The organism is Streptomyces endophytica, from assembly GCF_026153355.1.
Classification (GTDB): Bacteria; Actinomycetota; Actinomycetes; order Streptomycetales; family Streptomycetaceae; genus Streptomyces; species Streptomyces endophytica.
Genome location: NZ_CP110636.1, coordinates 5,479,648 through 5,493,460 on the forward strand (window position 1 = coordinate 5,479,648; position 13,813 = coordinate 5,493,460).

The 13,813-nt window shown below is 73.0% G+C and carries 13 protein-coding genes; 7 read left to right on the forward strand and 6 right to left on the reverse strand.

All coding sequences use genetic code 11. The features are described from left to right. Window positions 1-31: 31 nt before the first annotated feature. The 3 genes from OJ254_RS24425 to OJ254_RS24435 all read left to right on the forward strand — a co-directional run bounded on the left by OJ254_RS24425 (window position 32) and on the right by OJ254_RS24435 (window position 2,901). Window positions 32-475 (forward strand): HAD family hydrolase, encoded by a 444-nt coding sequence (locus OJ254_RS24425; RefSeq protein WP_265364077.1) that lies wholly within the window; start codon window positions 32-34, stop codon window positions 473-475. Further along, complete coding sequence (locus OJ254_RS24430) at window positions 403-2,157, forward strand: trehalose-6-phosphate synthase (protein WP_265364078.1); 1,755 nt, start codon at window positions 403-405, stop codon at window positions 2,155-2,157. The genes OJ254_RS24425 and OJ254_RS24430 overlap by 73 nt, the downstream gene beginning before the upstream one ends. 237 nt (window positions 2,158-2,394) lie before the next feature. Then, the gene (locus tag OJ254_RS24435) at window positions 2,395-2,901 is read left to right on the forward strand and encodes a C40 family peptidase (RefSeq protein WP_265364079.1); all 507 of its coding nucleotides are present in this window, start codon (window positions 2,395-2,397) and stop codon (window positions 2,899-2,901) included. 82 nt (window positions 2,902-2,983) lie between these two features. On the opposite strand, the gene OJ254_RS24440 is transcribed toward OJ254_RS24435, so the two are convergent. Then, window positions 2,984-3,733, reverse strand: a complete 750-nt coding sequence (locus OJ254_RS24440) for a L,D-transpeptidase family protein (protein WP_265364080.1) — start codon at window positions 3,731-3,733, stop codon at window positions 2,984-2,986. 191 nt (window positions 3,734-3,924) lie between these two features. Here OJ254_RS24440 and OJ254_RS24445 point away from each other — a divergent pair, with 191 nt between their 5' ends. Then, window positions 3,925-4,434, forward strand: a complete 510-nt coding sequence (locus OJ254_RS24445; RefSeq protein WP_265364081.1) for a mycothiol transferase — start codon at window positions 3,925-3,927, stop codon at window positions 4,432-4,434. Between the two features lie 34 nt (window positions 4,435-4,468). On the opposite strand, the gene OJ254_RS24450 is transcribed toward OJ254_RS24445, so the two are convergent. Together OJ254_RS24450 and OJ254_RS24455 are read right to left on the reverse strand one after the other, a co-directional pair. Beyond that, window positions 4,469-4,972, reverse strand: a complete 504-nt coding sequence (locus tag OJ254_RS24450) for a metallophosphoesterase family protein (RefSeq protein ID WP_265364082.1) — start codon at window positions 4,970-4,972, stop codon at window positions 4,469-4,471. Window positions 4,973-5,063: 91 nt separating this feature from the next. Beyond that, window positions 5,064-5,888 (reverse strand): SDR family oxidoreductase, encoded by an 825-nt coding sequence (locus OJ254_RS24455; protein ID WP_265364083.1) that lies wholly within the window; start codon window positions 5,886-5,888, stop codon window positions 5,064-5,066. Between the two features lie 1,198 nt (window positions 5,889-7,086). Between OJ254_RS24455 and OJ254_RS30760 the strand changes: the two genes are divergently transcribed. Continuing rightward, complete coding sequence (locus OJ254_RS30760; RefSeq protein WP_279351661.1) at window positions 7,087-7,788, forward strand: LysM peptidoglycan-binding domain-containing protein; 702 nt, start codon at window positions 7,087-7,089, stop codon at window positions 7,786-7,788. A 201-nt stretch (window positions 7,789-7,989) separates the two neighbouring features. Here the strand turns inward: OJ254_RS30760 and OJ254_RS24470 are convergent, their stop codons facing one another. Then, window positions 7,990-8,424: a CBS domain-containing protein gene (locus tag OJ254_RS24470; protein WP_265364084.1), complete on the reverse strand. Its 435-nt coding sequence runs from the start codon at window positions 8,422-8,424 to the stop codon at window positions 7,990-7,992. Between the two features lie 118 nt (window positions 8,425-8,542). Here OJ254_RS24470 and OJ254_RS24475 point away from each other — a divergent pair, with 118 nt between their 5' ends. Then, a complete protein-coding gene (locus OJ254_RS24475; protein ID WP_265364085.1) occupies window positions 8,543-10,630 on the forward strand; it encodes a M3 family metallopeptidase in 2,088 nt (695 codons plus the stop codon). Window positions 10,631-10,661: 31 nt separating this feature from the next. Here the strand turns inward: OJ254_RS24475 and OJ254_RS24480 are convergent, their stop codons facing one another. Beyond that, window positions 10,662-11,279, reverse strand: coding sequence for a maleylpyruvate isomerase family mycothiol-dependent enzyme (locus OJ254_RS24480; protein ID WP_265364086.1), 618 nt, complete (start codon window positions 11,277-11,279; stop codon window positions 10,662-10,664). A 95-nt stretch (window positions 11,280-11,374) separates the two neighbouring features. On the opposite strand from OJ254_RS24480, the gene OJ254_RS24485 reads away from it, so the two are divergent. Then, a complete protein-coding gene (locus tag OJ254_RS24485) occupies window positions 11,375-12,331 on the forward strand; it encodes a LysR family transcriptional regulator (RefSeq protein WP_265364087.1) in 957 nt (318 codons plus the stop codon). Here the strand turns inward: OJ254_RS24485 and OJ254_RS24490 are convergent. Further along, the gene (locus OJ254_RS24490) at window positions 12,310-13,770 is read right to left on the reverse strand and encodes an SDR family oxidoreductase (protein ID WP_265364088.1); all 1,461 of its coding nucleotides are present in this window, start codon (window positions 13,768-13,770) and stop codon (window positions 12,310-12,312) included. The two genes, OJ254_RS24485 and OJ254_RS24490, sit on opposite strands and share 22 nt — an antisense overlap. Window positions 13,771-13,813 lie beyond the last annotated feature (43 nt).

A 13,813-nucleotide genomic window follows, 5' to 3' on the forward strand; every position in this document is an offset into this window, starting at 1 on the left:
ATCCACGGCATCCGAGGACAACGGGGGCTCCATGACATCGCTGCGACCGGGAGAGCGGACCGCCCCCGCGCCGAAGGTGCTCGTCACCGACCTGGACGGCACCTTGCTCGGCGGTGACCGCGCGGACCGCGGGCGGCTGCGGGCGGCGCTGGAACGGCACCCCGAGGTGACCGTGGTGTTCGCCACCGGCCGCTCGCTGACGTCCGTCGAGCGGATCCTGGACCGGGACCCGCTGGTCCCCCGGCCCCGGTGGATCATCGCCGACGTCGGGGCGAGCGTGATCGACGGATCGGACCGGAGCCGTGTCGACGTGGTGCAGAACCAACTGCGCGAAGGCTGGCCGGGACACCGGCGGGTGCGCGAGCGGATGGCACGGTTCCCGGAGCTGGAGTACCAGGAGGGGTGGTCCAGGAGGGCCGCTGCTCGTTCTTCCTGCGCCCCGGGCGGCTCTCCGACGACATCACCGCCGCGGTAAGGGAGTTGGGCTGCGGATGGACGTACTCGGCGGGGCGGTACTTCGATGTGCTCCCCGCCCCGGCGAGCAAGGGCCGGGCGCTCGCCCTGCTCGCCCGCAAGCTCCAGTGGTCCATGGAGTCGGTACTGGTGGCGGGCGACTCGCTCAACGACCTGTCGCTGTTCGAGCTCGGCTGCCACGGTGTCCTGATGAGCGGGGCGGAGCCGGCCCTGCGGGAGCGGATCGCGGACCGCACCGAGGTGTACCGGCCGGACCGGGCCGGTGCGGCCGGCATCCTCGCCGCCCTGGAGGGCCTGGGCTGGATCGCGCGTCCGCACGCCGTGGTGGTCGGGTACCACCGGCCGCCGGTGCGCTGGGCCGACGGACGGTGGCGGCGGCCGGTGAGCCCCAACGGCGTACTGCCCACCCTGCAGGGCCTGTTCGGCGCCGGGGGGCCGGACGGGGTGTGGGCCACCGCGCTGGTCGAGGACGGCACCGCACCGCAGGCCGCTCCGGAGCCCGGCCGTCCGCACCGTACGGGACTTCCGCTGGCGTTCCTGCCGGTGGACGGCGTGCAGTGGACGGAGTACTTCCACCGTGCCTGCAAGGAGACGCTGTGGCCGGTGCTGATGTCGCAGCCCGGCCGGATGCGGTACCGCGCCTCGGCCTGGCGTCACTACGAACGGTTCAACGCCCGCTTCGCCGACCACCTGAGCGCCCATGCGGCCCGTGACGCCACGGTCTGGCTGCACGACTACAACCTGTGGCTGGTGCCCGGCATGCTGCGCGCCGCGCGCCCGGATCTGCGGCTGGGACTGTTCCACCACACGCCCTTTCCCCCGGCGGACGCCTTCGGCCGGCTGCCGACCGCGGGCCAGCTCCGCGACTCGCTCGCCTGCCTGGACTGGGCCGGGTTCCACACCGAGGCGTTCGCCGGCCACTTCCGGCAGGTGCTGGCCGGCGCCGCGCGGATGCCCCGTACGGGGGTGCATCCGCTGGGCATCGACCGCCGGGCCGTCGAGGAACTGGCCCGCGCGCGCGTCGTCCGCGCCGGTACGGACCGCGGCGGGCCGGCCCTGGTCCTGTCGGTGGAGCGGCTCGACTACGCCAAGGCGCCGCTGGAGAAGGTCCGGGCGATCGACGCACTGCTCTCCCAACGCCCCGCATGGCGCGGCGCGTTGGTGTTCCGGCTGGTGTGTCCGCCGCCGGAGCCGGGGATCCGGATCCATGACACCACCCGGGCGGCACTGGAGCACGCCATCAACGAGGTCAACGGGCGCTGGAGTCACGGGAGTTGGCGTCCGATCGACTATCTGCCGCGGGCCCTGCCGTTCGCCGAGGTGGTCGACCAGTACCTCGCGGCGGAGGTCTTCTGGGTGACCTCCCTCCAGGACGGGATGAACCTCACCGCGAAGGAGTTCATCGCCAGCCACGCCGCGACCGGCCGCCGCGGGGTCCTCATCCTCTCCCGGCACACCGGCGCGGCCGCCCAGCTCGGCACCGCCGCACTGCTCACCGACCCGCGCTCACCACAGGACCTCGTCGACACGCTGCACCGGTCGCTCACCATGACGCCCAACGAACGCGCCGCCCACCTCGGCCGCCTGGCGGCGCTGCTCGACGATCCGCCGCCCGTCCACTGGGCCCGCGACATCCTCACGGCCATCGGGGAAGCGGCGGACGGCAGGAACTGGCGGACATAGCAACACATCTGACACCCAGTCACCCCACCCTGACATCAGCGTCACGCTGACATCAGCACCACCCTGGCATCGCTACCGACCTGACGCCTGTACGGGCTGACCGAATTTCCGGTCCCTCACCCAGGGTGCACGGGCACGCACAGCGGGTATCACCCCTCCGCGTCACTTCTCCGCACCATCCCCTCTTCTCCTTCTCCCCCTTCGCGCCTCACCCCTTCGCGCTCCCGGGAGCCGCTCATGAAGCACACCCACCCCCAGCCCGGCGACATCGGGCTCACCCGCATCAACGGCGTCAGCGGCCGGCTGATCCGCTTCGGACAGTGGATCAACGGCGACGGCTTCGCCGACTACGAACACGCCTTCCTGGTCCTGCCCGACGACCGGCTACTGGAGGCCGAGCCGGGCGGGGCGCGCATCCGGCCGCTCGCCGAGTACGACGGCGCCGAGGTGCTCTACGTCTGCCCGGAAGGGCTCACCGAAGCGCAGCGCTCGGCCATCTGCCGGGCCGCCACGCGCTATGTCGGCGTGCCCTACAGCTTCCTCGACTACCTCGCGATCGCCACGCACCGGTTCCACGTCCCCGTTCCGGGCCTGCGCCGCTACGTCGCCAGCACCCGGCACATGATCTGCTCCCAGCTCGTCGACCAGTGCTACCAGGACGGCGGGGTGCACCTCTTCGCGGACGGCCGCTGGTCGGGCTATGTGACGCCGATGGCGCTGTACACGCTGCTGGCCACCGGCTGAGCGGGCCGGCCGGCAGGCCGGGGGGCGGTCCGTTCCGCGGCACCTCCCCCCGGCCGTCGCCCGGCCGCGTCGCCCGGTCCCGTCAGGTGCCGGGCTTGCGTCCGTAGACGTGGACGTCGTCGCCGGTGCGCAGCAGGGACCAGTACTTCGCGGCGTCGCCGCTGCGCATGTTGACGCAGCCGTGCGAGCCGGGGGCCGACCAGACGCTGCCACTGATGGAGTGGAAGGCCTGGCCGCCGTCGAAGAACTGGCTGTACGGCATGGCCACGTGGTACAGCGTCGAGACGTGGTGCAGATGGCGCCAGTAGATCTTCTTGGCGCCGGTGCGGGTCTCGTACCCGTCCCGGCCGCTACGGATCGGCACCGGCCCGTAGACCAGCCGGGAGCCGTCCTGGATCCAGCTGAGCTGACGGGTGAGGTCGACGCAGGCGATGCGGCCCTTGTTCGTCGGGCAGTGGTGGGCCTTGTTCGGGTGGTGGCCGGCCGCCCGCTGCTGGGCGACCAGGCTCATCACGCCCCAGGTGACGGGCCCGGCGTAGCCGATGTTCGGGGTGATGCCGTGGCTGGTCTGGAAGGCCCGGATCGCGCGGCAGTCGGCGGCCGACTGCCGGCCGTCCACGGGCAGTCCGAGGAAGCGCTCGGCCTGCTTCTGGTAGGGGCCGCGGGACGCGGTGCAGGCCGAGGCCGCGGTGGCGGCCTGGGCCGGGGCGCCGAGGGCGGCCGTCAGCGGAACGGTCAGCGTGGTGAGGGCGAGCGCGGCGGCGGCCCGGCGTCCGGCACCGGACCACCGCGGTATGCGCCGGGGTATGCGCAGCGAGAAGCGTCTTTTCATGCCCGGTAGGACTGTTTGCCCCACCCACTGGTTGCAGCCGTGACCGACCCGGAATATCGGATACATCGGATCCGGCCGTCAGTGGCCTCCGTGGTGGTGACGCGGACGGACCGGCCTCCCACGATTCGTGCGCCGGGCTTGCGACGATGGGCGCGCCGCGGGGGAACCGTGTCGCCGCCAAGGAGGCTGTCATGACCGCCAGCACGGACCTGCTCGTCGATGCCTTCGGCCGGATCCGGGAGGCCGTCGAGGAGGCGGTCACCGGACTCGGTCCGGACGAGCTCAGCACCCGTCCCGAGGAGGACGCCAACTCGATCGGCTGGCTGGTCTGGCATCTGACCAGGATCCAGGACGATCACCTGGCCGGGGTGGCCGGCACCGAGCAGCTGTGGACGTCGGACGGCTGGTACGAGCGCTTCGGCCTGCCGTTCTCCGCCGACGACCACGGTTACGGCCACTCCCGCAAGGAGGTGGCGGCGGTCAAGGACATCGGCGAGGAGCTGCTGACCGGCTACCACGAGGCCGTTCACGACAACACGGTGCAGTATCTCGCCGGCATCGCCGACAAGGACCTGAAGCGCGTCGTCGACCGGGCCTGGACCCCGCCGGTCACCATGGGCGTCCGCCTGGTCAGCGTGATCGCCGACGGTCTGCAGCATGCGGGACAGGCGGCGTACGTACGGGGGCTGCTCGGGTACTGAGGGGCGCCGCCGACGGGGCTCAGGTCCTCGGGGATCAGGTCCTCGGGGGCAGGCGGTGCAGTTCGACCCCGGTCAGCCGGCCGGACGCGATCCGTGCGGTCATGTACGTGCAGTACGGCTGGCGTCGCCGGTCGGTCGGGGAGCCGGGGTTGAGCAGGCGCAGCCGGCCGTCCGCGACCGAGTCCCAGGGGATGTGGCTGTGCCCGAAGACCAGGACGTCGAGGTCGGGGAAGCGGGCGGCGCAGCGGCGCTCACGGCCCTGGGCGGGGCCGGTTTCGTGCACCACGCCGAACCGCAGGCCGGCCAGCTCGGCGTAGGCCACCTCGGGCAGCCGGGCGCGCAGTTCCGGGCCGTCGTTGTTGCCGTACACCCCGATCAGCCGCCGGGCGCGGGCCTGGAGCAGGTCCAGGGTGGCGGTGTCGACCCAGTCCCCGGCGTGCAGAACGGCGTCGGCGCGCGGTACCTCGTCGAGCAGCTGGGGCGGCAGGGCCTTGGCGCGCTTGGGCAGATGGGTGTCGGAGAGGAGCAGCAGTCGCACGGCCCCGACGGTAGCCCTCCCCCGGCCGCCCGGCACCTCGGCGTGCGCCCCTCCCCTGGTCGGTGTGCGCCCCTTCCCCGTGCGCCCCGGGTCAGCGTTCCTGTGCGGTCGGGCGGACCGTGATCTCGTTGATCGCGACATGGGCCGGCTGGGTCACCATGAAGGTGAGGGAGCGGGCGATGTCCTCGGCCCGCAGCCAGCTCTCCTGCGGAATTCCGTGGGCCGCCCCGGCCTGGCCGCCGAGCGTCATCTCCGTCGTGGTCATGCCCGGTTCGACCAGGCCGACCCGGACGCCGCGTCCGGTCACCTCCTGCCGCAGCGCTTCGCTGAAGGAGCACACCGCGTGCTTGGTGGCGGAGTAGACGCTGTTGTCCTTCCGGGGCACCCGGCCGGCGACCGAGCTGACGGTCACCAGGTCGGCGACGCCGCGCGGGCCGTCGGCCGCGGCGCGGAGCAGATGCGGGAGCGCGGCGTGCGACATCCGAAGCACCGCCCGGAGGTTGAGGTCGACCATCCGGTCCCACTCCTCGGGGTCGCTCTGCTCGACGGGGTTGCGTGCGCCGTAGCCGGCGTTGTTGACCAGGACGTCGAGCCGTCCGAAGCGGGCGACGGTCTCGTCGACGGTGCGCTGAGGCCGGGCCGGGTCGGTCAGGTCCGCGGTCACCGCCAGGGACGGGCCGCCCAGCGCGTCGATGGCCGCGGTCAGTTCCGTCAGCCGGGCACGGCGGCGGGCGACCAGCGCGACGGAGGCACCCTCGCGGGCCAGTGCCAGCGCGGTGGCCGCGCCGATGCCGCTGGAGGCGCCGGTCACCAGTGCCACGGTGCCGGCCAGCGGTGCGCGGCCGGTGCCGCCGGGCGGTGCCGCGGTCCCGGCCCGCTCGGCCGCGCTGCTGTGATCGCTCTCTCCGGTGTGCATGTCCGCCGCTCCTCCTGGTGATCGGGTTGGAGACCGTGCCGGTCGCTCGCGTGGCGAGCCTTGCCGGTCCCGCCCGGCCCGTACCCCTCCTCGGGGCGGATTCACCTGGGGGGCTCCGCGCTGAGCGCTCTTCCACTTCATGGGTGCGGCCCGGCGGGCATGGGGTGCCTGCCGGGCGGTGCGCGTGGTGACCGTCAGAGGGCGGTCGGACGACGTCCGGGGACGCGCCGGGGCGCGGGCGGTACGGGCCGAGGGGGCCGCGGGGGGCCGGCCCGGCGTACGGGCGGGCGGGGGCGTACGGGTGCTCCGCGCGTGTCCGTGAGGCGGCGCGGACCACACGGCGGACAAGGGCGTCGAGTCCTGTGGCGGTCCACCGGTGGAACGCCGACCCGTGCCAGCGCGCACCAGGGCCCTTCGTGCCGCGAGTGCTCCACGAGCCCTCCCTCCTTGTGAGGTGCTGCCCCGCTTCGCATCGTTACGGAGGGGGCGGAACGGAAAGGCGTTCCTGTCCCTCTCACCAAGGGGAGGGGCCCGCAGGGTTGATCAGGCTTCGCACAGAATCAGCAGAAAGCGATCGACCCATTGCATACTGCGCTCCGGCCTGCACTTTTGCTCACGCGACGTGGCCAATGCCACTTTGGCGTGAGGTTTAGTCGCCGGTAACTCGCGTTCGAAACCTGGTAGTTGGGTTCGCGCCGGACGCGGCGGTGCGTCAGTGGCACCGGCCCTGACCGCCGCTACGGGTGGTGGCCCGCACAGCCCGTGGCCCGACGAGCCGTAGCACTGGCCAGAGGTCTGTGCGCGGTGCATGCGTGCCTGCGCAGCGCATGCACCAAGAGCTCCGGATGCGCTCGGCGGACACCCCCCGCGGCGGGTGAGTGATCGCCGGCGGCCCTGGAGCGATGCGCCACGGCACGGGGGGTGCGCCCCTGCCGGTCACGGCGGGTACACCCCGCGCAGGCACGGCCGCGCCGCCACGACAAGGGGGCAGGGCGGGCCGCGGCGGCGCTACCGCGCGCTCTCCCCGGCCGAACTCGGCGCGTGGTTGTCTCTTGCCCGTCGAATTCATGACGCCGCACCGGAATTCGCCGACGAGTGCACGAGCACCCCGCACCACCGCACTCGCCGCGAAATCCGATACGGCGTCGGTTTCCTGAAGAGCCGCCAGGGAACTGCGCGGCGAGCGAGGGAGCAACGCATGGAATTTCCTCAGGTATCGGAATCGACCGCCCGGGGCGAGTTCCGGGGCAATGGGGTCCGGGGCATCACGGCGGCGGCCGTCCTGCTGGCGGCCGGGGCACTGAACGTGGCGGCCGAGCAGCCCGCCGCCGCGGTGAACAGTGGCACCTGGGACCGGCTGGCCGGGTGCGAGAGCGGAGGGAACTGGCGGATCGACACCGGCAACGGATTCTCCGGAGGGCTGCAGTTCTCCCACCACACCTGGCGCTCGTTCGGCGGCCAGGCGTACGGCTCGCGGGCCGCGCGGGCCTCCCGCACACAGCAGATCCAGGTGGCGGAACGGGTGTTGGCACGCCAGGGCTGGGGGGCCTGGCCCGCCTGCTCGGCCCGGCTCGGCCTCAACTCGGCGGCCCGGCACGGCACTCCACGGGCCGGCACCGCGCACACCCCACCGCGGCGGCACGTCCAGGCGCCGGCCCGCGCCCGGGTCCGGCACCCGCAGTTCCACGAAAAGCGCTACAAGGCCATGCGGCACCGGAGTACCCACGGCACGATCGTCGTGAATTCCGGCGACACGGTGAGCGGTATCGCCGCCGCCCACGGATTCCGCTGGCAGGAATTCTATCGGGCCAACCGAAAGGTGATCGGCGCGAATCCGGACCTCATTTTCCCGGGCATCCGGCTCGCCGTACCACGCTCACACTCCGACTCCGCCGAGTGAATTCGGTATCCGTCGAGGGGCGTGGGGAGTTCCTGGATTCCCGGCGTGCCGCATCATCCGGCTGACCCGGCCCACCGGGTGTCCGGATGACGCACGGTGAGGGTTGCAGGCCGTCCGTGGCGCCGCGGACGGCCTGCCCGCATGCCCGGCCGGGGCCGGGCCGGCAGGCGGACCGTACGGGCCGCGCCAGGGGTGCCCCCCTCAGGCGGTCGCGTACACGCGGGTGGCGAACTCGGCGATCTGCCGGTCGCTGAGGTTCTTGGCGAGGTTCTGTTCGGTGATCATGCCCACCAGACGGTGGCCACCGTCGACGTCGATCACCGGCAGACGCTTGATGTGGTGGCTCTCCATGGTCTGCAGGACCTCGTTGGCGTCCGCGTTGGCGTCGATCCAGTGCAGTTCCCCGCCCAGCGAACCGGCCTGCACGGTCGCCGGATCCACACCTTCGGCACAGCAGGTGATGACGATGTCGCGGTCGGTGATCATGCCCATGAGCCGGTTGTTGTCACCGCAGATGGGCAGGGCCCCGACCTGCAGGTCGCGCATCATCTTGGCCGCGTCCTGAAGTGATTCGTGCGCGCCGATACAGCGCACCCCGCCGGTCATGATCTCTCGGGCTCGCAGCTTGCCGGCCATGATTCCTCCCGTCTCAGGAGCGTTGCTTGCCTCGCCCTTCGATCACACCACGAAAGGCCCCCCGACGCTTCCCGGGATCGGGCCCGGCCGCGCCGCCCCGGGCGTAGGGTCGGAGCCCGTGACGTCGAATCCCTTCTTCGAGCCGAGTGATCTTCCCTACGAGCTGCCGCCCTTCGCGCGGATCCGCACCGATCACTATCTCCCCGCCTTCACACGCGGTATGGCCGAGCAGCTGGACGAGGTCGCGGCGATCACCGGCCGGGCCGCGCCACCGACCTTCGAGAACACCGTGGAGGCACTGGAACGCAGCGGCGCGCTGCTGGACCGGGTGCACCGGGTGTTCTTCAACAAGGCCGCCGCGGACACCGACGAGACGATCCAGGCGCTGGAGGCGGAGATCGCACCCCGGCTGGCCGCCCATGACGACGCGCTGCTGCTCGACCCCGGCCTGTTCGCGCGGCTGGACGCGCTGCACGCCCAGCGCGATCAGCTTGGCCTGGACCCGGAACAACTGCGGCTGCTGGAACGCCACCACACGCTGCGGGTGCGGGCCGGCGCGCGGCTCACGGCCGGACAGCAGCGCCGGTTGCGGGAGATCAACGCCGAGCTGGCGACGCTGTCCACGCGGTTCGAGCAGAACGTCCGGGCGGCCACCGCCGCCGCGGCACTGATCGTGGACAGCGCGGAGGAACTGTCCGGGCTCCCCGAGGCCCAGATCGCCGCCGCGGCCGAGAACGCCCGGGCACTGGGCCACGAGGGCCGGTTCGCGCTGGTGCTGAAGAACTTCACCCAGCAGACCGAGCTGGCCGCGCTGGACGACCCCGCGCTGCGGGAACGGCTGCTCAGCGCCTCCCTGGGCCGCGGCACCGACAGCAACGGCCCGGTCGCCGTCGCCCTGGCCCGGCTGCGCGCCGAGCGTGCCGCGCTGCTCGGCCACGCCAGCCACGCCGCCTGGGAGGTCGCCGACCGGACGGCCGGCACCACGGACGCGGTGGAGGAGATGTTCGCCCGGCTGACCGGGCCCGCGGTCGCCAACGCGGAGCGGGAGGCCGCGGCACTGGCCGAGGCGGCCGGGGTGCCGGAGATCCGCGCGGCCGACTGGCAGTACTACGCGGAACGGGTCCGCAAGGAGCGGTTCGACCTCGACGCGGCCGACCTGCGGCCCTACCTGGAGCTGGAGACCGTGCTGCACGACGGGGTGTTCCACGCCGCCGGGCTGGTCTACGGCATCACCTTCACCGAGCGGCCCGACCTGGTGGCGTACCACCCGGATGCCCGGGTCTTCGAGGTGCACGACGCGGACGGCGGCCCGCTCGGGCTGTACCTCGGCGACTTCCATTCCCGCGCGTCCAAGCGGGGCGGTGCCTGGATGAACTCGCTGGTGCTCCAGTCCCGTCTGCTGGGCCGGCGGCCGGTGGTCGTGAACAACCTGAACATCGCCAAGCCGCCGGCCGGCGAACCGGTGCTGATGACCTGGAGCGAAGTCACCACGCTGTTCCACGAGTTCGGGCATGCGCTGCACGCGCTGTTCTCGGACGTCCGCTATCCGCTGCTGTCCGGTACCCATGTGCCCCGGGACTTCGTGGAGTTCCCCTCCCAGGTCAACGAGATGTGGGCGGACCGGCCCGAGGTGCTCGCGCACTACGCCCGGCACCACCGCACCGGCGAGCCGATGCCCGCGGAGCTGCCGGCCCGGCTGCGCGCGGCGGAGACCTTCGGCGCGGGCTTCCGGATGGTGGAGCACCAGGCCGCCGCGGTGCTGGACTGGGCCTGGCACTCGCTGTCCGCCGGCGACGACCTGCCGGGCGCGGACGAGGCCGAGACGTTCGAGGCGGCCGTCCTGGAGCGCGCGGGCCTGGCGTCGGCGGCTATCCCTCCGCGGTACCGCACCGGCTACTTCAACCACATCTTCGCCAACGACTACGCGGCCGGCTACTACGGCTACCGCTGGGCCGAGGTGCTGGACGCGGACACCGTCCGGTGGTTCCGGGAGAACGGGCGACCGGTCCGCGAGAGCGGGGAGATCTTCCGCCGGGAACTCCTCGCCCGGGGCGGCAGCGTGGACGCCATGGCGGCGTTCCGCGCGGTGGTCGGACGCGATGCGGACATCGAGCCGCTGCTGGCCCGGCACGGACTGGTCGACCCCGCGACGGACGGTCCCGTGTCGGACGGTCCCGAGACGAACGGCCCCGGGCTCGACGGCTGATCCGGCATCCGCGGCAGGCCCGGACGGCGGCTCAGGCGGCCAGGAACCGGTCCTGCTGCGCGCCGTGCAGGCGGCCCTCCGGGAGCTTGCGGCCGAAGGCGACCAGCAGCAGGTCCTGGGCGCTGCCGGTGAGCGGGGTGCCGGTGCCGAAGGACCAGTCGAGGTCGTCGGCGCGCAGCGCGAGGCCGCGGAGGTCGGCGCCGAAGAACCTGGCGGACCGGAGCGTGACGTGGTCCAGCAGGACGCGCAGCCGGTCCTCGGGCACCCGGCGGTCGATGCCCAGGGCGACGGTGATGTCGAGGCCGTGGACGACGTCGTGGCCCAGCGCGGCGGCGAGCCCGCCGACCGGCGGCGTCCAGGGGTGGTGCGCGTGCTCCCGCAGGAAGCCGGCGAGCTGCCGCGGGGCGGCGGCCGCCGCGTCCTTGCGGGCGAGCCGGTCGGCCATCTTGTTGACGTTCCCGCCGGATCTGAGGAGTTCTGCCACCACCTTGGGCAGCGGATAACGGAAGCCCATCGACATATGGGCCGCGACCTCGCGCACCCGCCATCCCGCGCACAGCGTCGGCGCGTCCCACCGCGCCTCCGGCAGGCCGTCCAACAGGTCTGCCAGCTCCCGGCGTTCGGCCGCTATCGCCGCTTTGATGTCCATACCGTCAAGGATCTTGTTCCGCTGGCCACAAGTCCAAGAGCGGTTCGTTCTGCCTCCCAGAAGCAGTGGTTATGGGGCTGGTTAGGATCGCCGGCATGGAACTTCACCAGCTCCGGTACTTCGTCGCGGTCGTGGAGGAGGGCGGCTTCACCCGGGCCGCCGCCCGGCTGCACCTGGCCCAGCCGGGGGTGAGTGCGCAGATCCGGCAGCTCGAACGGGAGCTGGGGCAGCCGCTGTTGGACCGTTCCGGCCGGCGGGTGACGGTGACGGAGGTCGGGGCGGCGGTCCTCGGGTACGCCCGGGCCGCGCTCGCCGCCGTCGACGGGATCCGGCGCACCGTCGACGAGTTCACCGGGCTGCTGCGCGGCCGGGTCGCGCTCGGCCTGGTCTCGGGCGCCGCCCTCGACGCCTTCGAGGTGCCGGCCCTGCTGGCCGGCTTCCACGACGACCACCCTCAGGTGGAGATCTCCCTCACCGAGGACACCTCGGAACGGATGCTGGCCGCGCTGCACGGCGGGGAGCTCGACCTCGCGGTCATCGGCCTGGCGCAGGAGGAGGCGCCGCCGGGCATCTCACTGCGGCTGGTGGTCGACCAGCCGCTGGTCGCCGCGGTGGCCCCGGGCGATCCGCTGCTCACCCCGCCGGACCGGTCCGCTGTCCCGCTGGCCGAGCTCCAGGACCGTCCGCTGATCAGCCTGCCGCGCGGCACCGGCCTGCGCGGGGTGCTGGAACGGGCCTGCGCGCAGGCCGGCATCCGGCCGCGGTTCGCGTTCGAGGCGGCGGCCCCGGAGGTGCTGGCCCAGCTCGCCGCGCGGGGGCTGGGGGTGGCGGTGATCCCGGCGCTGCCGCCGGAGGCCGCGGCGGACCGCGGGCTGCGCACCCTCGCCCTCACCGACCCGCGGCCGCGCGGCCGGGTCGCCCTGGCCTGGCGGACGGCGGGCCCGACGCCCGCGGCCCGGGCGCTGCTCGACCGGCTGCACAAGGCCCTGCCGGTGCCGGCGGGCGGGGAGGGCGGCGGGCCGCCCCGGGATCACCAGGGGCTGGGCGCGTAGTCCTTGAGGAAGCAGCCGTGCAGGTCCTCGCCCTGTTCGCCGCGGACGATCGGGTCGTAGACCCGGGCCGCGCCGTCGACCAGGTCGAGCGGGGCGTGGAAGCCCTCCTCGGCCAGCCGCATCTTCTCGGGGTGCGGGCGTTCGTCGGTGATCCAGCCGGTGTCGACGGCGGTCATGAGGATGCCGTCGGTCTCCAGCATCTCCCGGGCGCTGGTGCGGGTGAGCATGTTCAGCGCGGCCTTGGCCATGTTGGTGTGCGGGTGGCCGGGGCCCTTGTAGCCGCGGCTGAACTGCCCTTCCATGGCGGACACGTTGACCACGTACTTGCGGCGCGCGGCGGACCCGGCGAGCGCCGGGCGCAGCCGGCTCACCAGCAGGAACGGTGCGGTCATGTTGCACAGCTGGACCTCCAGCAGCTCCACCGGGTCGACCTCGTCGACCTTCTGGATCCAGCTGTTGGTGGCGTGCAGGTCCGGCACCAGCCCGCCGGCGTCGATCGCGGTGCCCGCGGCGATCCGGGCGGGGGTGGCGGAGCCGGTGGTCAGGGCGAGCGCGGTGACGTCGTCGGCGGTGAGCGCGCCGGCGGTGCCCGAGAGGGCGGGCAGGGCCACGGGAGCGCCGCTGCCGAAGTGCCCGAGGACCAGGGAGGCGGGCAGTTCGCCGGCCGGCAGCGGTGCGGACTCGGCGGCGACGAGCTGCCCGTACGCCTCGGGTGAGCGGCGCACGGTCTGTGCGGCGTTGTTGATGAGGATGTCGAGCGGGCCCTCGGCGGCGACCGAATCGGCGAGCGCGAGGACCTGCGCCGGGTCGCGCAGGTCGATGCCGACGATCTTCAGCCGGTGCAGCCAGTCGGCGCTGTCCGGCATGGCCGTGAAGCGGCGGATCGCGTCGTTGGGGAAGCGGGTGGTGATCGTCGTGTGCGCGCCGTCGCGCAGCAGCCGCAGCGCGATGTACATGCCGATCTTGGCGCGGCCGCCGGTGAGCAGGGCCCGCCGGCCGGTGAGGTCGGTGCGGGCGTCGCGGCGGGCGCGGTTCTCCTTGGCGCAGTCGCGGCACAGCTGGTGGTAGAAGGCGTCGACCTCGGTGTAGCGGCTCTTGCAGACGTAGCAGGAGCGGGGGCGCTGGAGGATGCCGGCGATCTCCGTGGTGACGGAGCTGGTGAGGGCCAGGCCCTGGGTCTCGTCGTCGATCCGGTCGGGTGCGCCGGTGGCGGTGGCCGCGGTGACCGCCCGGTCGTTGGCCGACTTCGCCGCCCGGGATTCCTGCCGCCGGCGCTGCTTCACCTTGCGGTAGATGCCGGAGGTGGCGCGGCGTATGGCGACCGCGTCGGGGTGGTCGATCGGCAGCGCGTCCAGCTCTTGGAGCACGCTCAGGCAGATGGCCATGCGCTCCGCATCGATGCCCGTGCCCTCGGCCCGGCCTGTTTCGGTCACCGTCATCGCCGCTGCCGCTTCCTGGATCTGTGTTCGATTGCTGTACCGG